This window comes from Eubacterium sp. CAG:161, from assembly GCF_000432355.1.
GTDB classification, from domain to species: Bacteria; Bacillota; Clostridia; order Lachnospirales; family Lachnospiraceae; genus Eubacterium_G; species Eubacterium_G segne.
Map to the genome: position 1 here is coordinate 106709 of NZ_HF991871.1, position 21342 is coordinate 128050.

Below are 21342 nucleotides of genomic sequence, written 5' to 3' on the forward strand. Positions count from 1 at the left end.
TTCTTACTTTTTCAATTATTATAATACAACTATTCGCAAAACACAAGTTTAACGAATAAAGATATAACAAAAAAGTGCTATGAAAGCACTTTCTCAATAAGATTAATCATATATTCCGGTATTGGAGCCTCAAACTCCATATATTCCTTTGTTGTAGGATGTACAAAACCTATAACCCTTGCATGTAAACATTGTCCTTGAAGCTTATATGGGCATTTATTATGGTTATAAATGCTGTCACCTAATAAAGGATGATTTATACTTGCCATATGAACTCTTATCTGATGTGTACGTCCTGTTTCTAACTGAAATTCCATAAAGGCATATTTATCTAATTGCTTTAAAACCTTATAATGGGTAACTGCCGGCTTTCCGTTTTTTTCATTAATGCACATTTGTTTCCGATTATTTGGATGACGGCCAATTGGTGCATCTATAACGCCTTCAGTTTCATCAAATCTGCCTTGGACAATCCCTACATATTTTCGTGTAATGGAATGAACCTTAAGCTGTTGTGAAATAAAATTATGGCTGTAATCATTTTTACATATTATAAGTGCGCCTGTAGTATCTTTATCGATTCTATGAACAATCCCCGGCCTTAAGACTCCATTAATACCGGATAAATTATCTTTACAATGAAACATTAAAGCATTAACTAATGTTCCTGTGTAATGTCCCGGTGCAGGATGTACAACCATGCCCTTAGGCTTGTTTACAATTAAAACATCATCATCTTCATATAAAATATCCAAAGGGATATCCTCGGCTTTAATGCTGGCAAATATCGGTTCCGGAATATCAACGGATATAACATCACCTAATTTAAGTTTATAATTAGATTTACATTCCCGGCCATTCACTAAAATATTTTTATCATCTATAAGTTTTTGTACATATGACCTGGAAGTATCCTGTAGTGCCTTGCCTAAAAACTTATCAATTCTCTTTCCCTGGGTCTCTTCATTGATGCATATCTTTTCACACATTATCTGCTTCTCCTATCTGCTGTCATTTCTTTTTAAAGAAATAATATTGTTAAAATCATCTTCGCTTATAATAAAAGCGCACATAACAATAATAATGAAACATGAAACTGTAACATAAATATCTGCAACATTAAATATTGGGAAATTAATCAGCTTAAAATATATAAAATCTATTACATACTGGTGTAAAACGCGGTCAATCAAATTGCCAACCGCCCCTGCCATAAGTGTTGCAAAAACATAATTTAGAGCCACAAGTTTTGTGCTTTTATCAGATCGCATTAATCTGAAAATATTTGACATAATTTTTACAATAAATGCAATTGCCACTAAAGTAAAAATTACAAATAAAAAAGTCTTTCCAGACAACATTCCCCATGCTGCACCTGTATTTCCACCATCCAAATAATGAAAACACAAAACATCTTTAATTATATTAAATTCATTTTTGCCTTTTAAGCTGATTGCAGCCCAATACTTGGTTATCTGGTCGAATATAATCAAAATCATCTCAAATAAGGCAATTTTAAGCCAGTATTTATATTTGTTCATTGCTGAAACGTCCTTTCAATTTAATCTGAAAATATAATTTTAAACATAAAGGTCTATGGATATAAGATTTCTTCCTTTTTTAGTTTCCTTTAACACCCTGTTGAAAACGAAACGGCCTAACCCTCTTACGGAAATAATATCATTTTCCTTAATACTGTAACCGTTAGATGTTATTAATTTTCCATTAACAAACACCTTGCCGTTTTCGATATAGGCAATAATACTGTTTCTGGACATATTAAAAGCCGTGGATATAACGCTGTCTAGCCTTACATTGGAAATGGTACCTGTTATATTCTTTAATGTAGGTTTAATATCCACGCTGTTATTAACCGGTAAAACCTCATTATCAATAAAAGTATGTTTGACCTTTGTGAGATTCTCACATATATATTCTGCAATATCTGACATACAGTAAATATATGCAATGTTATCCTTTATAAAAATATCACCTATTTTACTTCTTACAATTCCTAAATTTAAAATAGCACCTAAATAATCCCTGTGAGTAAGATTGTCAGCATATTTGGAATTCTTTGGTGCAATTTTTATTATGGAAACTGGAATTTCCTCCTGATAATATATCTCCATTGGAGAAAATATGGCAATTTTTCTTTCTGCATAATTATTACCCCCTGTAAGGTTAATTCTAACAGGAGGTAATTTATTTTTCACTGATTCTAATATATTTATTTCATTTATGTTTAAAAACTCGGTGTTGGTATATATATTTCTATTAAATGCCACATCTGCAAGCTCATTAAACCTGTTTATTAGAAAATGTTCTTCTTTATTCAAATCTATTCACCGTAATAACTTCTCCTGGATTCATAGGATGCTGAATTGTAATCACTGGTTCTGTCACTGATACTGTCTGCGAAATCCCCTGTAATGTCAACAGAACTTGGAGTTACTAAATATATGTACCCACTAATCTTTTGAAGATTTCCTCTTATGGCATAACATCCGCCACTGACAGAATCAACTATACGCTGTGCCAGTTCTAAACGCATTCCTTCTAAGTTAAGTACCACTGACTTTCCATCTAATAATGTATCAATAATATCCTTTGTTTCCTCATAAGCTGTCGGCTTGATAACACATACTTCCATATCACTGTTACTTCTCATTGGTACTACCTTGCTGCTTCTTGTACTTCTTCCACTGTTTCTTGCGGAAGATGTTGAACGGGTAGTTCTTGTTCTTGAAGGTGTAGGTGACGGTGCTGATTCAAAGTCATCATCCCTTACCACTCTTTCACGTTTTTTCTTTACTACCGGCTCTGCTTCCTCTGCATTATCCTCTTCGTAATCATCATAGAAATCATCATCGTAATCATCTTCATAATCCACGGTGAAAATATTTTTAAATTTATCCCCAAATTTTGACATCATTCTCTCCTATATCTATCATTAAATTTATATATTATAATTTCTCTCACCAAATATTCCGGTTCCAACTCTAACCATGGTAGCACCTTCTTCCACAGCCACCATATAGTCACCTGTCATTCCCATTGAAAGAACATCCATACTAACATTATCAATGTTTTTATCTCTTATGTCAACTGATAATTTCTTAATTTCCCTAAAGTAATCTCTGTTACTTTCAGGATCCTCCGTATATGGTGCAATTGTCATAAGCCCTTTAATTCTTACATGTTCAAATTTTGCAATTTTTCTTATAAGTTCTTCTGTCTCCTTTGCATTTATGCCAAATTTGCTTTCCTCCTGAGCTATATTTACTTCCACTAATATATCACAAACCTGATTATGTTTAGCAAACTCTTTTTCAATCTGTTCTGCTAATCTTAAAGAATCAACAGAGTGAACAAGATACGTTTTACCAACTAAATATTTAACTTTATTTCTCTGTAAATGACCTATCATGTGCCATCTGATATTTTTCGGTAAAACATCATATTTATCGCATAATTCCTGAACCTTATTTTCCCCGTAATCTAATGTTCCTGACAAAAGAGCTTCCTCTATGGCAGAAACCGGTTTGGTTTTACTTACTGCAATAAGGGTTACCTCTTCAGGATTTCTTCCTGCCTTTTCACATGCCTTAACAATATTTTCTCTTACCTTGCTGATATTTTCATTTATCATTTCTTTTCACCTTCCTGTTATATCTATTGGTAAATAACCTGATTTTCCGTCACCTTAGATGCATCTAATACAATTCGGTCATAAATCTTCAGGCTATAATCCATAATCTTAATAATGTTATATTCATCTGTGCTGTCTAAAATAGATACCACGGTAAAAACAGTATAACCATTGTTTATATTATAGGCACCCATAAACTTTCTGGTATGACCTATAACATATGTTTCGTGAGAGTCAGGCTTCGTAATAACTTCTCCGTCATTAAAATACAACCTGGATACATAATAATTCTCATCATCTGCATATGCAATAGGAGGATAATATATCTTAGATTCTCCCTTGTTTCTGTCACTGCTTTGAACGTTAAAGCCTACATTATTGTCATTCTTTCCCTTTGTACTGTATTTTGCCGGAATAACATACAAATCATTTGATACGATAGATGACTTTGGCACCTTATATCCGTTTTTTGGAGTATTGACAATTTCAATATCAATATATCTGTCTGTAGCATATCTAACAACATATTTTGAAAGAGTAATTACTCCATAATATTTTTTATCAGTGCCTCTGACTACCTTGATGTTGGCAGTGGTATTTAAACCGTCTTTTAAAAATTTTATTTTTATATTAGCATAATCAGACTTTCTTTCCTTTGCCTCTTTTTTGTATTCACGGGCAGTCTTTTTAGTCAACTGAACTGCTATGCTCCATTCATCGGAATTGATGGTCTTGTAAACCGGTGCGCCTTTTTCTATTTTATCTCCTGACGAAAATAAAGCTGAATTATATAATGATTTATCAAACATTGATGCCTTTAGTTTTTTTGACGTTAACGTTTCAAAATCATCAACCCTGTAAAGAACAATTCCTGTAGCAGCTGACTTTTCTATGGCAAAATTTCCACCGTTTTTCTTTGCTAACTGTTGTAACGAGTTCATATTAAGCAAGTCCACAATGGAACCCTTTAATGTACTTTTAAAATCATAAACATCAGAAAAATCCATGTCGTCATAATTGTTGCTATAATCATACAGCAAATTGGAAATCGTCTGCATGTTTTCATCTGTCATATTAGAGTAATCCTCTCCTGCCTTTGACAGTAGCTGATTTAAATTTCCTGTGGAATCAATACTATACAAGGTGGAATTTTTTGAAACACGGGAGCCCTCCCTGATAAAATAATCAACATAACCTGTCTGATTAGCATATTCAATTATTTCATTTCTCATTGCTATACCAACGTAGGAAGTGTTAATTCCCTTTGCATTTGACCCTGTAACAACCTCATAATATTTTGTTTTTTCTGTTGTAAAGTAAATAACAGCATTTATCAATATGTAAACAAGTATAAGACCAAATACAACTATTCCTATATTTATGCTAATAGGTGAGTTAAATTTAACTACCTTTTTTTTTCTTTTTCTTTTTTGCTTTTCCATTATGTTTCTCCTAAAATTCAATTTTCATTATCTAATATTCTTATTACTAAGTCAATATTTTAAAACATTTTTAAATGTATTATTTTTTTTATTTTGGAAAAAATAATAGCAGTCATTAAAGGAGGTAAATACATGAAATCTAAAGGTTTTGATTATTTTGTACTGACACTTGTTATTATCGGTGCCATTAACTGGGGACTAATCGGCTTTTTTAAGTTTGACCTTGTAGCTTTTCTCTTTGGTCAGATGACATGGCTTTCAAGAATTGTATATGCCATAGTTGGAATATCCGGCTTGTATACCATTAGTCTTTTTGGCAGAGTATGCTCTTTTGGCGAAAACAGATAATATTTCTTAAGTGTTTTAAACATACTTTATAAGCTTATAAGACAAACAGTAATAAAACATCCATATACTATAGTTTAAATCTATAATATATGGATGTTTTATTTAAATATTTACTAATTTTTGTAAATTTCACGCCACTCTAAATCTCCTCTGTTAAGTGATTTAATCAGTAGCTCTGCAGTTGCAATATTTGTTGCTAAAGGAATATTATGCATATCACACAGTCTGACTGCCTTGTGAATATCAGGCTCATGTGATTTTGGGTTAAAAGGATCACGAAGAAAAATAAGCAAATCCAAATCGTTCTGCTCTATCTGGGAGCACATTTGCTGTTCTCCTCCTAAGTGACCTGCTAAATATTTATAAACTGATAAGTTGGCAGCTTCCTCAATAAGTCTGCCTGTAGTTCCTGTGGCAAACAATGAGTGCTGACATAAAATTCCTCTATACGCAATACAAAAATTCTGCATTAATTTCTTTTTTGAATCATGTGCTATTAATCCGATGTTCATATTATCCTCCATTCCATAAGAATAGTATACCTAAATATTTCCAAAACTTCCACAAAAATTATGTTAAATTTAAAATTTTTTCAAAAAAATTTGTTTATTTAATTCTTAAACTCTTGCTTTCGTCCGTTGTAATCCAATATTTAGAACTATTCCCACACCAATATACATACTAAGAAGCGATGTAAGACCATAACTTACAAAAGGCAGGGTCACACCTGTATTAGGCAATAAGAATGTAGCAACTGCAATATTTACAAAGGATTGAATTGCAATCAACACCCCAAATCCGAAACAAAACAGCTTTCCGGAAAACGTGGGGGCTCTGGAGCCTGTTATAAAACACTCAAGAACAATCATAAATAACAAAAGAATTACTGCAGCCGCTCCAACAAATCCCAGCTCTTCACCTACTATTGTAAAAATAAAGTCTGTATGTGACTCTGAAAGGAGTTTACCGTTTTTAACTGATGTTACCGTATTATTATATAATCCCTTTCCTGTTAAACCACCTGAACCAATTGCCAAAAGGGAATTTTCCTGCTGATATCGTATCTTTTTGGCTGTTTCATTATCGTCCTGGAAGAAACCTACAATACGGTTATACTGATATTCACTTAATATTTTCTTTCCTGTATCCGGCTGAACAACAAAATATCCGAAAATACAAAATACCGGTATTGCAATTACAATAACTGCAGTTACAATTTTATGGTTAATTCCTGATAAAAACAATATAGCTGCCATGGTTACTGCTATTACAATAGTTGTTGATAAGTCGGGCTGTGCCAATATAAGTACCATTGGAGCGCCTAAAAACAAAACTGCACCACCTAATGTCTTAAAGGTATCAAGGGTTTCACGCCTTTTATAAAGGTACGTGGCAATAAATATTATTAAAAATATTTTTGTAATTTCCGACGGCTGAAACTCTGTAAAGCCTAAATTAATCCATCTTTTAGCACCTTTATTTACAGTACCAACTGCCAGTACCAAAAGAAGCAGGGTACATGTAACAAGGTATATGGCCCAGTAAAACTTGAAAATTAATTTATAGCTAATAAATGATAATACCAAAATCGCTATTAATCCCAGCGCCAGACCTACTATCTGTTTAGTTTGAAAATTCTCCCCTTCAGTAGCACTACCTATACATAAAATTCCAATGACTGTAATAGAAATAACATATATAAGTAATCTAAACTTAAAATTAGATAATTTGTAACTTTTTATTGTATTTCGTATTTTTCTAAACATTAACTGTAACCTCAATTATAATTGTTAAATTTTAATTTCCTTAATTGGTATATTAGCCATAAGACACGGTCCTTTTTCATGCTGTATCTCTATATGGCAGTTTTCTACATCGATGTCTATGTACTTTGTTATTACTTTTATTATATCATTCTTAATAGCCTCTGTGGTATCAGGATTACATCCTAATCTGTCAGTAACTAATAAAATCTGTAGTCTCTCTCTTGCAACTTTGCCTGAACGTTTTCTATAGAATAACCTACTAAAAATCATCTGGACTCCCCCCTGCTAAAAATATTTCTGATAAACCAAAAAGAAATTCTGCTTTCTGTTTTATCTTCTGTTCCTCTTACTCCACAGAGTTTTTCAGCAATTTTTGTTATGGACTTTCCTGAAACCGTGTTTAAGTCAACCACAGCCTCACCTCTGTTTGTGGCAATAACAACATTTATATCATCATTTACACATCCGATAATTTCAGTACCTAATATATCCACCACATCTTCACTGGACATCATATCTCCACGTCTGATAAGCTCCGGACGTAATTTATTTACCAAAAGATATATAGGCTCAATTCCATCTTTTTCCAAAAGTCCGATAATACGGTCTGCATCCCTTATGGATGAAACCTCCGGGGTAGTAACTACAATAGCCTTTGTAGCGCCTGCTATGGCATTCTTAAAGCCCTGTTCAATTCCTGCGGGGCAGTCGATAATAACATAGTCAAACTCTTCCTTTAAACAGGCTGTAAGCTCTATCATCTGCTCCCTTGTAACTGCATCCTTGTCCCTTGACTGGGCACTGGGCAGCAGATAAAGATTACTATGTTTTCTGTCCTTTATTATTGCCTGTTTCAGCCTGCAATTGCCTTCAATAACGTCTACGAGATTGTATACAATGTAATTTTCAAGTCCCATAACAACATCTAGATTTCTAAGTCCAATGTCTGTATCAATGGCTAAAACACTGTTTCCCATTTTTGCCAGGGCAATACTTAAATTTGCGGTAATTGTTGTTTTTCCAACACCGCCTTTACCTGATGTAACAACTATTACTTCTCCCATTTCTTCCTCCTAAAATAAAATAATATACTATCTTTTGTATTTTATTCAGGAGTCATAACCTAGGCTTTTAATCCTGGGTTACATTATTAGAATCATCCTTTTTAACATTCTTCTTAACATCCTTATCAGTAATTTCACCATAATAATACTGAATAACGTTCTTTGCAAGCTCTGCAGAGTCATGGGATGAGTTACCAAAAGGAATAACAACAGATGTTGCTATTTTCGGATTATCATATGGAGCATATGCAACAAACAAAGCATGGGAATTACGCTTCTTGTTTTCCTGCGCCGTACCTGACTTACCTGCAATATTAATTTTTGTATCTTTAAAATATTTATAAACAGTACCTTCAGTAATAACTTCACGCATTCCTGTATGAATTGCGTCCCATGTACTACCAGAAGCATCTACTGTATTTGTAAGCTTTGACTTCTTTTTAAGGACGGTTTTACCTTTAGATGAAACCACCTTGTCTAACAATGTAAGAGAGTAATTCTTTCCACCATTAGCAATTGTTGAAACATATCTTGCCAGCTGCACCGGTGTATAAGCATTACTACCCTGTCCGATAGCTGAATGGACAGCACTTTCCGTTGAAAAATGCGGATCTCTTTCAGTAATTTCCACACCTGACTTCATATCAAGTCCTAAAACCTTGGCATATTTTTCTATTTTACTAAGACCTAAGGCACTATCATAGTTACCCTTACTGTTAGTTCCCAATCTGTATCCCATTTCATAGAAGAAATAGTTACATGACTGCGCCAGTGCCTGCATAACATTTATACTACCGTGAGTTGCACCGCCACCTGAGGTAAATATCCAACATTTAGGTGATGGAGTGATTTTCTTAAACTCACCTTCATCCACAACAGTATCGCCCTGAGAAATAATCCCTTCTTCCATGGCTGTCATTGTTGTACACATTTTAAATGTTGAACCCGGTGCGGAGGCTCCCTGGGTTGCACGGTTATAAAGAGGTTCTGACTGATCATCTACTAACTTAGCCCAATAATCAGGATCCACTGAACCAGAAAGCATATTGTTATCATAACTTGGATAAGTAACCAATGCCCTAACCTTTCCTGTTGACGGGTCAGTTATTACTACTGAACCGGAACACGGATCTAATGCCAGCTGTGCCGGTGTAATATTTAACTTCTGAATCTGATTTATAATAAATGTATAAGTATAATATGTGTCATATGTTGAAAGTCTGCTGTATGTTGCTTCATCCTTCTTTAAAACTCCCTGATCATATAAAAGCATACATACTTCGCTGCCGGAAATAGTTCCGTCAAATATGCGATAATATACAACTTCCTTACCAAAGGACGTATTTTTCCTTAAATCAGAAATAATATACTTTGTAATTAAATCATAAGTCTCCTCTGTTGATAAATAAGAATCCTTTACATCTAAATTATCAAGACTAATCCAGTTTTGTTTAATTGCATATCTTATAAACTCATTCATGCTGATTTTTCCGTCAACATATTTATTGTAGGTTTCGTCTTTTGTGTCAATAACAGATGTGAGAAGTATTCCGTCATTCTTTAATAAATCATATATATAATCGTAATACTTCTGATATTCCTTACTTAAATCATTATAAACCTTGCCATTTTTTGAGCTTAACTGCTGTTTTAATTCTGCAACAGCCACTTTAACACTGTCCTTATATTTACTGTAAACCCTGTTCTCATTAGGTGTACTTTTCTTTGCTAAATGCTTAATACTTACAACATTATTAGTCATTAACTGGGCATAAACCTTCTTAACTGAAATGTTGTGTATTTTTTCGTCAGTTTCCTGATCTTCATCTATGTCATAATTTTGAATTTCTGATATAAGGATAGATGCTATCCTTTTTTCAAGCATAGTATAAACAGCTTTCTGAAGTTTAGAATCAATGGTAAGATATACATCTTTTCCTGCTTTTGAATCTTTCTTAGAAATAGTGCTAAGTTTCTTACCTGTATTATCTACAAATATTTTTTCTTCGCCATGTTTTCCCTGAAGATACTTTTCAAAAGAAGATTCGATTCCTGCCTTTCCCACAATATCACTGGAAGTATATGTTTTACCTTTTTTATCATATTCTTCAATCTGTGTATCGGAAATAGTTCCTGTGTATCCTAAAATTGGTGCAAAATATTCACTGTCATTGTATTTTCTTACAGTTTTTTCTTCTACCATAACACCTGTTAAATCTGCCTCATTTTCATAAATGGCAGCAACAGTTTTTTCATTAATGTCCTTTGCAATGGTTACACCAACATACTTCTGATAAGAATTGGCAAAAACATTGTATCTGATGGACAAAATCTTAAGAAGCATTTCGTCATCAACATCTAACTTAACCTCAAAGAATACATTTTTAAGGTGAGAAATAAGTTCCCCTGCAGATGCATTGGAAAAATCCCTATCCTTATATTTCATCTTTTCTCCGAATATATTTTTAAGAAAAAGCTTCTTTGCAGCATCTGAAGAGAAATTCTCTTTCCACTTTCCATCCTGATCTAAGATTATAGGGAAATCCACAATAACCTTATCGCCATACTTTTCTATAACATTAATTGCCTTGTAAACAATGTCATTCATAAGCTGGTTCTTTTCATTAGAACTGTCAAGCTTATCTTCCATTCTTACCGTATATGCTAATTCATCATAAGCTAAAACTTTTCCGTTAACATCATATATCTTTCCACGGGTTCCCTGAGTGTAAACAGTTCTCTCCGCCTGCTGGATATATGTACTCATATAGTAATTTTCATTTACAATCTGTAAATCAAATACTCTGTACAGCAAAGTTGAAAACAAAGCGATAATGATTAAACTTACAATGAATATTCTTGATTTAATTATTTTAGATACCGTATATAAAAAATCACCTATCAAAACTTAATTTATTCTCCTGTTTTTGTGTTAATACTTTTTCGTTTAATAAATAAAATAACTTGTAAACTATAAGGGTTACAAATGTGGTAATAATCATTTCCGGAAAGAAAATGTTCCAGAAATAATATGAGAAATCCAACTTGTTTCTCAACAGCAGTCTAAATGTATAACAGCCCATATTGTATGCAAAATCACCGGAAAACACCAGCAATAAAGGCATAAATACGTGGTCACTGTAAAACATTTTCTTAAACAAACCACCGAAAAATCCCACATACATGTATATAAGGGCATATAAACCTATTACATCTCCAAAAAATATGTCTACTAACAGTCCGCAAAACAATCCTGTTACACTTCCGTAATTACAGCCCCTCATAAATCCAAATATGCATGTCGTAATTAAAAGCAGATTTGGAGTTGCCACGCTTCTGTAATTTAACAGTGAAAAAGAACTTTGCAGGGCAAATGACAATGTAATAATTCCACCTGTTATTAATATTTTAATTATTCTATATTTCATAATTATTTCCTACAATACCATTAATTAATCTTTCAATTCCTCTTTAAGTTGCTTAATTACCAAAACTTCACTTATATGTTCAAAATCCACAACAGGTTTCATCTGACCTGACTGGGTAAGCCCACTGGCATCCTTGGATATTTTTGTAAGATACCCTACTAAGATGTTTGGAAGAAACTTATCACTAATTTGTGATGTGACAACCATATCTCCCTCAGCTATTTTTGCATCCTTAGATACCTCTGTGATATTCATAACGTTATCTTCCATAAGTTTTAAATCACCACTGGCAATTCCTGTATCTGAAGTATTGGCAAAGGAAACGCTTACACTACTTTCATCATTAATTATGGACCGTACCTTTGCATAGTTTTTTCCAACATCATAAACAATACCTACAAGACCGCCTCCACTTATAACATTCATATCCACCTGAATACCGTCATCTGAACCTCTGTTAATAATAAAGATGTCAAAAAGATTTCCCGTATCCTTTCCAATGACATTAGCAGCCACTTTTTCATATTGTGAATAATCCTCATCTAGTTTTAAAAGCTCCCTAAGTCTTGTAAGTTCATATTTGTTCTGGGCTAAAAGGCTGTTTTCCTGAGTAAGCTCATCCACCTGTTTTTTTAGCTTGGAATTACTGCTTTTTAACTCTTTTACTGTTTTTAAAAGCTCTTCCTTGTCAGTAATCCATCCGCCAATGTTATTAATTCCTGTTTGAAGAGGAACTACAGCCACACCGGCTACAGCTTTAAAAGGTTTTGAAAAACCTGAAAAAGCAAATGACAAAATAAGGGACGCAATACATACTAACGTCAGAACAAATATTAAAATCTTTGGTTTTACACTAAATTTTGATTGTCTTTTCATTGTTTCATCCTATATATAATAATAAAAATTGTAACTGTAACTGTTAAAATGAGCTTTCTCTTGGCTCATACATAAGTTTCCTGTATCTTGAATCAGACATAATAATTGATATGCCTCTTATAACTGAATCCTCTGCATTTTCAACTGTATTAACCTTAAGATCTGTCTCCTTTGCAATGAGTTTATCTAAATTTTTAATTGAAGAAGATCCTCCTGTAAGGAAAATACCTGTATCTATAATATCTGCTGACAATTCAGGCGGTGTTCTCTCTAAAAGATTCTTAATGGAATCTGTAATATCATCAAAGAACTGCTTAATTGCCTCATATATGGTGTCCTTAGAAACTCCACGTTCAGAAGGAAGACCAGTAATAACATTTCTTCCATAAACATATAAAATGTCATCACCCTCCTCTTCATTATCTTCATCATACATGGCATCTGATAATGTTTTCTTAATCTGTTCGGCAGTTTTTAAACCAATTAAAATATTGTATTTACGCTTTACCACATCACAAATCATCTGATCAAGTCTGTTGCCACCTAATTTTATAATTCGGCTTACAACAATTCCACCTAATGAAATAACTGATATTTCCGTAGTGTCAGCTCCAATATTAATAATCATGTTACCTCTGGAACTAGTCATGTCAATACCAAGACCTACGGCATCTGCTATAGGCTTCTCCACTATTTTGATTTCTCTTGCCTTTATGTCTGATTTGGCAACAACATCATAGAAAGCTCTTTTTTCAACTTCCGTAATATCTGCCGGAACAGCTATACAGAATCTTCCCATTTTGCTGCCTCTAGGTCCTGTCATTTTCTTATAAAACTGTTCAAAAAGCATTTTCATGCTTTTCAAATCAGCTATAACCCCGTATTTAATAGGGAAAATAACCTGAATATTTTCAGGTGCCTTCTCATACATTTTATAGGCTTCATCGCCAATTTCAAATAAAATGTCCTTATTCTTAATGGCAATAATATTTTTTTCATTTAAAGTGGTTCTAGTAATTCCATTATATATTTTTATATTACTTGTACCAAAATCAATACCAAAAACGCTACGACTCATAGTATATCCCTTCAAGTTGAATTTCTATATAACTTTCAATTCCCTTAAACTTGAGAATTTATTATCTCCAATAATGATATGGTCTAAAAGTCTTATTCCTACCATATCGCCTGCTTCTTTTATCTTTTTTGTACTTCTAATATCATCCCTGCTGGGTGTAGGTTCACCGCTGGGATGATTATGCACCAGCACAATATTTACTGCATTACATTTTAGTGCTTCCACAAAAATTTCCCGCTGGGAAATCATGGACCTGTCAATGGTTCCCTTTGTAATCTCCTTACTTTTAATCAGCTTACATTTAGTATCAAGAAACATAACATGTAAAGTTTCCTGTTCTAAATGTCTTAGCCTTTCCATGTAATATCCGGCGATTTTCTTCGGTGAATCATACTTCACATTATCCACAAAAGGCATTGACGCAATTCTCTTTGCCAGTTCACCAATACATAAAATCTGAACTGCCTTTACCATTCCCACACCTTTAATGTGCAAAAGCTCTTCCTTTGTAGTATGCATTATTTTCAGGAGATTAGTACCATCTCCCTGCTGCGTAATAATTTCTTTTGCCAAATCATATGCACTGCTTCCCTTAACTCCCGTCCTTAAAATAACAGACAAAAGTTCACAGTCTGACAATGTTTCAGGACCATTTTCAAAACATTTCTCATATGGTCGCTCACTTTTTGGCATATCTTTAATTTTATTCATATCTTCCTTTCTTCATCTCCAGGTACAAAGTAAAATATAAATAAATTTAGAACTCAAAGCATATGATATTGTAACACAATAAAAATTATGTGTATACGTTTTTTACAATAAAAGGCAAATAATAACAAAAACTTATACTAAATGAATTAATTCGTCATCTACCATATTCTGGAATGCCTTAAGTATGCCAAGCTTTGCATGCTGCCATGTAAGGCCACCCTGAAAATACACTGCGTAAGGCGGTTTTATAGGTCCGTCTGCACTAAGTTCAATAGATGATCCGGAAACAAATGCTCCGGCGGCCATTATAACCGGTGCATCATATCCTGGCATATCCCAAGGTTCCGGTGTAAGATAGCTATCCACAGGTGCAGCAGCCTGTATTCCTTTGCAAAAGGCAATTACTGCCTTAGGCTTACCAAACTCTATAGCCTGAATAATGTCATGTCTGCTTTCTTTTCCGTCAGGTATTACCTTAAATCCGAATTTTTCAAATAAATTTGCCGCAAAAATGGCTCCTTTTAAAGCTGATGCCACAACTGTAGGTGCTAAAAACAAGCCCTGATAAAATGAAGTCATAACTCCAAGATTAGCTCCAACTTCCTTCCCCAGTCCCGGTGTTGTAAGTCTGTAGGCACAATTTTCCACGCAGTTCTTTGTTCCGCATATATATCCACCTATTGGAGCAAGTCCTCCTCCGGGATTTTTTATTAATGAGCCAACCACCATATCTGCCCCTACATCAGAAGGCTCTATGGTTTCCACAAACTCACCGTAACAATTATCAACCATTACAATTATATCCGGGTTAATGCTTTTTACAAAAGAAACTGCTTCACCTATTTTTTTCACTGACAGTGTAGGTCGTGTGGCATATCCCTTTGACCGTTGTATTCCAACTAATTTAACATCAGAGGTAAGCTTATTTTTTATTCCGTCAAAATCAAAATCTCCGTTATCAAGTAAATCCACCTGATCGTATGTAACTCCATACTCCCTTAAGCTTCCCTTTGATTCCCTTATTCCAATTACCTCTTCTAAAGTATCATAAGGCTTACCTGAAATATAAACCATTTTATCTCCGGGTCTTAAGTTAGCGGAAAGTGCCAGACCTAATGCATGAGTTCCACAGGTTATCTGTGGTCTTACCAAAGCATCTTCCGTATGAAAAATATCTGCATATACCTTTTCTAAAGTATCCCTTCCTAAATCATTATATCCATATCCGGTAGTCTGGGCAAAATGCGCCTCTGATACCTGATTTTTCTGCATGGCATTAACCACCTTCAACTGATTGTACTCTGCAATTATGTCTATTTCTTGAAATCTTTGTTTCAAAGCATCTGTAATTTTAACTGAATAATCATACACATCCTCTGAAATGCCGAAGTTTTTATACATTTCCTTAATGTCTGCCATTTTAATCCTCTTTTCTTATTATGTTTCTTTTTTCCAAAATCATAAGCATTTCATCTAAAACTTTCTGTCTGTTATATGCAAACTCATTAATATTTATCATGGTAACATCTCTTTCCCTTCTAAACCATGTCAATTGCCTTTTAGCGAAATGCCTTGTATTTAATTTTATCTGATAAATGGCATCTTCAAGGCTTATGTTCCCATTTACACATTGTGCCATTTCCTTGTATCCGATTCCCTGCATGGAGGTTAAATCTTCACTATATCCTAAATCAAGAATACCCTTTACTTCATCGTAAAGACCTTCTTTAATCATATTGTCTACTCTGTTATTTATTCTGAAATAAAGGGCATCCCTGTCATCGTTTAAAACAAAATAAACAAAATTGTATGGTGATTCATTTTCATGCTGCTGTTCATTATGCTCTGACATACGTTTTCCTGTTTCATAAAAATACTCTAATGCTCTTATTACACGTTTTAAATTGTTATAATGAATATTGTCAGCAGAAACCGGGTCAATGCTTCTTAGCATGTTATGAATATACTGATTTCCTTTTTGTGCTGCAAGTTCCTCAAATTCTTTTCTGTATTCATGTTCATTTCCTGTTTCATCAAATTTTATATCATACAGAACAGATTGAATATAAAATCCCGTTCCTCCCACAATAATGGGAATCTTTCCCCGCTTATATATGTCCTCCATACACTCCTTTGCCATTTGCTGGAATGTATGAATGTTAAACTCCTCATCGGGATTTAATACATCAATAAGATGGTGCTTTATTCCCTTAGTTTCCGACGGTAAAACCTTCGCAGAGCCTATATCCATATATCTGTATACCTGTATTGAGTCAGCACTTATAATTTCACCATTAACCTTATTAGCTAAGTCAATGGCTAATTCTGTCTTCCCTACAGCTGTGGGACCTGTAACAATAATAAGTTTCTTCTTCATTGCTATTTTTCCTTAAATTATTCGTTTAAATTTCTTTTCAAGCTCGTATTTGCTCATGGAAATAATTGTTGGTCTTCCATGAGGACAGTTATACGGATTTTCAAGGGCAAGTAGCTGGGTAATTAATGCATCAGCCTCGTTAAATGACATATTGCTGTTTCCCTTTACCGCAGCCTTACAGGACATGGATGCAATTTTGTCTGTAATGCTGTCTGCCACAAGCTTTGCATTTTCATTAGAAAGATTATCAATTATTTCCATTAATACCTCTTCACTATCTAAGGAATACAAATCTGAAGGCACACCCCTTACTGCGTAATCCTGCCCGCCAAAATGCTCAATTTCAAATCCTATTTCCTTAAAATGCCCCATATATTTCTCTAACAATGCAGCCTCGTTCATGGAAAGAGAAAGAATTATTGGTGGATTAATAAACTGAGTGCTTATGTTTTTTTCATGAAATTTCTTCATGAGAGACTCAAACATTACTTTTTCGTGGGCAGCATGCTGGTCTATAATATACATTTTATCCTCGTATTCAATAATCCAGTATGTTTTAAACACCTGCCCTATAATTCTATGCTTAGGCTTAGCCACCTCACTTAAGAAATCATCATAAACCTCCGTGATTTGCTGCTGAACCATATTATTTTTAGGTGTAACAGCCACCCTGTCTGTATTTGCCTTGTAATTATTATCTTCCCCTACATCTAAATGCTCAGGCAAATCACCTAAAACGTGATCCGGTGTCTGATAATTAGTACTGCCATTGCTTTGACTATTTACACTTAAAGCCTTTGCTTCTTCAATATGCTGTCTGTTTATCTCAAAGGGCTCAGGAACATATTTAATTTCATCCTGTATTTCCTTGATTTTTTCTAATTCAACATCAATAATATTCGGTTTTTCAATTAAGGCATTGTTAATACATTCCTCCACCCAGGGATATATACTTTCACCTTTTCTAAATCTAAGTTCCATCTTTGACGGATGAACATTTACATCCAGATATTCCGGATTAATTTCAAAATTTAATACAGTGAAAGGGTACTTATGCTGCATTAGTATAAATTTGTAACCCGCCTCAATGGCTTTAGAAAGAATGTTACTTTTTATATATCTGCCATTTATAAAATAATTTTCAAAGGTTCTGTTTCCCTTTGATATTATTGCCTTTCCAATGTATCCTGTCATTTTCATAAAATCATTTTCCTGATTTATTTCAATTACATTACCGGTAATTTCACGACCATAAACATTATATATGACATCCTTCAAATTGCCATTTCCTGCAGTATGGATTTTTAACTGTCTGTTGCTTTTAAAACTAATGGATATTTCCGGATGTGAAAGGGCAATTTTTTCCACAATGTCTGAAACATATCCTGCCTCTGTCTGGGCTGTTTTTAAAAATTTTCTTCTAGCAGGAGTGTTAAAGAATATATTTTTTACAATAAAAGTTGTACCTTCCGGCGCACCAATTTCCTCAAACAGTGTTTCTTTTCCACCTTCAATTTTGTACCTGTATCCTGTAAGGTTTTCAGCAGTTTTTGTAATAAGTTCTACCTGACATACAGCAGCTATACTTGACAAAGCTTCACCTCTAAATCCCAGGGATGATACACTTAATAAATCCACGGCAGTTCTAATCTTACTGGTAGTATGCCTTTTAAATGCAATTCTTATATCTCCCGGGTCAATACCCATGCCATTATCCGTTATTCGGATAAGAGACAGTCCGCCGTCTTCTATTTCAACGGAAATCATTGTAGAGCCTGCATCAATGGCATTTTCCAACAATTCCTTTACTACCGATGCAGGTCTTTCAACCACTTCTCCTGCCGCAATCTGATTAATTGTACTTTGGTCAAGTTCCTGAATTTTCTTCATGTAACACTCCTAAAATAACTACCATCTGTTTTTCAACTGATTTTGTAGCTTAAATAAATAATTAAGTCCCTCTATAGGTGTCATTTCACCTAAATTTAGTTCCTCAATTTCTTTTATAATTTCATCACCGTTAATAGTATCAAATAAGGTCATCTGATGTGCTTCCGCATCATCATTTATTCCCGGTAAAACATTACTTCCCGGCTGAAGTCCCGCAGCAATATCCTTTGCCTTTGCGGAAATATCCGCATTGCTTAATTCCACCACCAGCTGTTTTGCACGGTTTAATACACTGTCAGGAACTCCCGCTAATTTTGCCACCTGAATACCATAACTTTTATCTGCTCCACCTTTTACGATTTTTCTAAGGAATACAATATCATCTCCCTGCTCCTTAACGCTTATGCAGTAATTGTTAACTCCCGGCAGCGTTCCCTCTAACTCCGTAAGTTCATGATAATGGGTTGCAAACAATGTTTTTGCCCCAAGAATTTTCTTGTCACAAATATGTTCAACAACAGCCCATGCTATACTTAATCCATCAAAGGTACTAGTTCCTCTTCCTATTTCATCTAAAATCAAAAGGCTCTTTGATGTGGCGTTTCTTAATATGTTAGCCACCTCTGTCATTTCCACCATAAATGTACTTTGACCACTTGCCAGATCATCTGAAGCCCCCACTCTTGTGAAAATCTTATCACATATGGATATATTAGCTTCACTGGCAGGAACAAATGACCCTATTTGAGCCATTAGCACAATCAGTGCCGTCTGTCTCATATATGTAGATTTTCCTGCCATGTTAGGACCTGTAATAATGGATAATCTGTTATGATTCATGTCCAGATATGTGTTATTAGCTATAAACATATTCTCAGGAATCATTTTCTCTACTACAGGATGTCTTCCGTCTTTTATGTCGATTACACCCTTTTCATTTATTTTCGGCTTCACATAATGATTTCTTTCAGCAACAAAGGCAAGGGATGCAAAAACATCAATTTGAGCCACTGCCTTTGCAGTCTGCTGTATTCTGTTTATTTGGTTAAATATTTCATCACGAATAGCCGTAAATATATTATATTCAAGAGAAAACAGCTTGTCCTCTGCCCCTACAATAACCTCTTCAAGTTCCTTTAACTTATCTGTAGTGTATCTTTCTGCATTAGTAAGGGTTTGTTTTCTAATATAATAATCCGGCACTAAATCCTTAAATGAATTTGAAACTTCAATATAATATCCGAAAACCTTGTTATATTTAATTTTTAACTTAGAAATGCCTGTAGCTTCCTTTTCATCTGCTTCAAGCTGAGCTAACCATGTTTTACCCTCTGTTTTGGCACTTCTTAATTTATCAATTTCCTCATTGTAGCCACTTCTGATTATTCCACCTTCTTTAATATTAATAGGAGGGTCATCATTTATTGATTCAGCAATAAGCTTTGTTATGTCCTCTAATGTATCTAATCTGCCTAATATATCAAGAAACAGTGGAGACTTAAAATCTTTTATGATGTTCTTAATATGAGGTAACATTTCCAATGATGTTTTAAATGCAATTAAATCCCTTGGATTTGCAGACCTGTAGGAAATTTTGCTAAGTAATCTTTCCAAATCATAAATAGGAGCAAGATATTCCCTAAGTTCATCACGGGTAATAAGGGAATTGTTAAGCTCCTCAATCACCTTTTGTCTGTTTATAATTTCTTCTTTATCTATTAAGGGTTGCTCAATATAATTTCTTAAAGTTCTTGCTCCCATGGCAGTTTTTGTTTTATCAAGAACCCACAGCAGGGAACCTCTTTTTTGCTTTTCCCTTAAAGTTTCACACAGTTCCAAATTTCTTCTTGTGGAAGTGTCTAAAATCATAAAGGTACTAGTAGAGTACGGAATAAGCTTAGACAAATGTGAAAGGGAATTTTTCTGAGTTTCATAAAGATATTTAAGAAGTGAGCCTGAGGCAATAATTCCTAAACTCATTTCAGAAATACCAAGCCCTGATAAGTCTATTATATTAAAATGTTCTTTAAGAATATCTGAACAGTTTTCCTCATCAAAATACCATTCCTCTAACTCAAAAACAGATATGGATAGACGATTTTTTATATCTTCTATATCCATACCGCACATTAAAAATGAGTGATTACATATTATTTCACTAGGGGTAAACTTGTTTATTTCATCTAAAACATTTCTTTCAGTTGCCACTTCCGTAACATAGTAATCTCCTGTAGTTACATCTGCTATTGAAATACCAAATTTTCCCCCTACATAAGCAATGGACATAAGATAATTATTCTTTCCCTCATCCATTGCCGTGGTATTTAAGTTAGTTCCCGGTGTGACAATTCTTACAACCTCTCTTCTAACAAGACCCTTTGCCTGTGCCGGGTCTTCAGTCTGTTCAACTATGCAGACTTTATATCCTCTTGTAACTAACTTATTTATATAAGTATCCACTGCATGATATGGGACACCACACATAGGTGCCCTTTCCTTTAATCCACAGCTTTTTCCCGTAAGGGTAATTTCCATAGTCTTTGATGCTGTTATTGCATCGTCAAAAAACATTTCATAAAAATCCCCTAAACGGTAAAATATTATACAGTCATCATTCTGCTTTTTTGTTTCTAAATACATTTTCATCATAGGCGTAAGTTCACTTAAGTGATTATCCCATACGTCCTGCATCATCTGTGGTAAAGCCATA

Annotated in this window: 20 protein-coding genes; 1 reads left to right on the forward strand and 19 read right to left on the reverse strand. The window is 34.1% G+C overall.

What is annotated here, in order from left to right; genetic code table 11:
• Positions 1-77: 77 nt before the first annotated feature.
• The 6 genes from Q5O30_RS07065 to Q5O30_RS07090 are packed head-to-tail and all read right to left on the reverse strand — an operon-like array spanning position 78 to position 5094.
• Positions 78-989 (reverse strand): RluA family pseudouridine synthase, encoded by a 912-nt coding sequence (locus Q5O30_RS07065; protein ID WP_021953053.1) that lies wholly within the window; start codon positions 987-989, stop codon positions 78-80.
• Between the two features lie 12 nt (positions 990-1001).
• Positions 1002-1541 (reverse strand): signal peptidase II, encoded by a 540-nt coding sequence (gene lspA, locus Q5O30_RS07070; RefSeq protein ID WP_021953054.1) that lies wholly within the window; start codon positions 1539-1541, stop codon positions 1002-1004.
• Positions 1542-1580: 39 nt separating this feature from the next.
• Positions 1581-2339: an RNA-binding protein gene (locus Q5O30_RS07075; protein WP_302674633.1), complete on the reverse strand. Its 759-nt coding sequence runs from the start codon at positions 2337-2339 to the stop codon at positions 1581-1583.
• 2 nt (positions 2340-2341) lie between these two features.
• Entirely contained in the window at positions 2342-2932 is a 591-nt protein-coding gene (locus tag Q5O30_RS07080; RefSeq protein WP_021953056.1) for a cell division protein SepF, read from the reverse strand.
• A 27-nt stretch (positions 2933-2959) separates the two neighbouring features.
• Positions 2960-3652 (reverse strand): YggS family pyridoxal phosphate-dependent enzyme, encoded by a 693-nt coding sequence (locus Q5O30_RS07085; protein ID WP_021953057.1) that lies wholly within the window; start codon positions 3650-3652, stop codon positions 2960-2962.
• A gap of 23 nt (positions 3653-3675) precedes the next feature.
• A complete protein-coding gene (locus Q5O30_RS07090; protein ID WP_021953058.1) occupies positions 3676-5094 on the reverse strand; it encodes an HlyD family efflux transporter periplasmic adaptor subunit in 1419 nt (472 codons plus the stop codon).
• A gap of 132 nt (positions 5095-5226) precedes the next feature.
• On the opposite strand from Q5O30_RS07090, the gene Q5O30_RS07095 reads away from it, so the two are divergent.
• A complete protein-coding gene (locus tag Q5O30_RS07095; protein ID WP_021953059.1) occupies positions 5227-5442 on the forward strand; it encodes a DUF378 domain-containing protein in 216 nt (71 codons plus the stop codon).
• Between the two features lie 113 nt (positions 5443-5555).
• Here Q5O30_RS07095 and Q5O30_RS07100 read toward each other — a convergent pair whose 3' ends face one another.
• The 13 genes from Q5O30_RS07100 to mutS all read right to left on the reverse strand — a co-directional run bounded on the left by Q5O30_RS07100 (position 5556) and on the right by mutS (position 21341).
• Positions 5556-5954, reverse strand: a complete 399-nt coding sequence (locus Q5O30_RS07100) for a methylglyoxal synthase (RefSeq protein WP_021953060.1) — start codon at positions 5952-5954, stop codon at positions 5556-5558.
• A gap of 105 nt (positions 5955-6059) precedes the next feature.
• Positions 6060-7208 carry an FtsW/RodA/SpoVE family cell cycle protein gene (locus Q5O30_RS07105; RefSeq protein ID WP_021953061.1) on the reverse strand — a complete coding sequence of 383 codons (1149 nt, stop codon included), beginning with the start codon at positions 7206-7208 and terminating at the stop codon, positions 6060-6062.
• 24 nt (positions 7209-7232) lie between these two features.
• Positions 7233-7478, reverse strand: a complete 246-nt coding sequence (gene minE, locus Q5O30_RS07110; RefSeq protein ID WP_021953062.1) for a cell division topological specificity factor MinE — start codon at positions 7476-7478, stop codon at positions 7233-7235.
• Positions 7475-8272, reverse strand: a complete 798-nt coding sequence (gene minD, locus Q5O30_RS07115) for a septum site-determining protein MinD (RefSeq protein WP_021953063.1) — start codon at positions 8270-8272, stop codon at positions 7475-7477. The genes minE and minD overlap by 4 nt, the downstream gene beginning before the upstream one ends.
• A gap of 67 nt (positions 8273-8339) precedes the next feature.
• Complete coding sequence (locus Q5O30_RS07120) at positions 8340-11177, reverse strand: penicillin-binding transpeptidase domain-containing protein (protein WP_021953064.1); 2838 nt, start codon at positions 11175-11177, stop codon at positions 8340-8342.
• Positions 11167-11700, reverse strand: a complete 534-nt coding sequence (gene mreD, locus Q5O30_RS07125; RefSeq protein WP_021953065.1) for a rod shape-determining protein MreD — start codon at positions 11698-11700, stop codon at positions 11167-11169. Before mreD ends, Q5O30_RS07120 begins: the two co-directional genes overlap by 11 nt.
• Before the next feature lie 24 nt (positions 11701-11724).
• Entirely contained in the window at positions 11725-12576 is an 852-nt protein-coding gene (gene mreC / locus Q5O30_RS07130) for a rod shape-determining protein MreC (protein WP_021953066.1), read from the reverse strand.
• A 43-nt stretch (positions 12577-12619) separates the two neighbouring features.
• Entirely contained in the window at positions 12620-13654 is a 1035-nt protein-coding gene (locus tag Q5O30_RS07135; RefSeq protein WP_021953067.1) for a rod shape-determining protein, read from the reverse strand.
• Positions 13655-13678: 24 nt separating this feature from the next.
• The gene (gene radC / locus Q5O30_RS07140) at positions 13679-14365 is read right to left on the reverse strand and encodes a DNA repair protein RadC (RefSeq protein WP_021953068.1); all 687 of its coding nucleotides are present in this window, start codon (positions 14363-14365) and stop codon (positions 13679-13681) included.
• Positions 14366-14497: 132 nt separating this feature from the next.
• Positions 14498-15790 carry an aminotransferase class I/II-fold pyridoxal phosphate-dependent enzyme gene (locus tag Q5O30_RS07145; protein ID WP_370553114.1) on the reverse strand — a complete coding sequence of 431 codons (1293 nt, stop codon included), beginning with the start codon at positions 15788-15790 and terminating at the stop codon, positions 14498-14500.
• Entirely contained in the window at positions 15786-16742 is a 957-nt protein-coding gene (miaA, locus tag Q5O30_RS07150; RefSeq protein WP_021953070.1) for a tRNA (adenosine(37)-N6)-dimethylallyltransferase MiaA, read from the reverse strand. Before miaA ends, Q5O30_RS07145 begins: the two co-directional genes overlap by 5 nt.
• 12 nt (positions 16743-16754) lie before the next feature.
• Complete coding sequence (mutL, locus tag Q5O30_RS07155; protein WP_021953071.1) at positions 16755-18632, reverse strand: DNA mismatch repair endonuclease MutL; 1878 nt, start codon at positions 18630-18632, stop codon at positions 16755-16757.
• A gap of 18 nt (positions 18633-18650) precedes the next feature.
• The gene (gene mutS, locus Q5O30_RS07160) at positions 18651-21341 is read right to left on the reverse strand and encodes a DNA mismatch repair protein MutS (RefSeq protein WP_021953072.1); all 2691 of its coding nucleotides are present in this window, start codon (positions 21339-21341) and stop codon (positions 18651-18653) included.
• Position 21342: the final 1 nt, after the last annotated feature.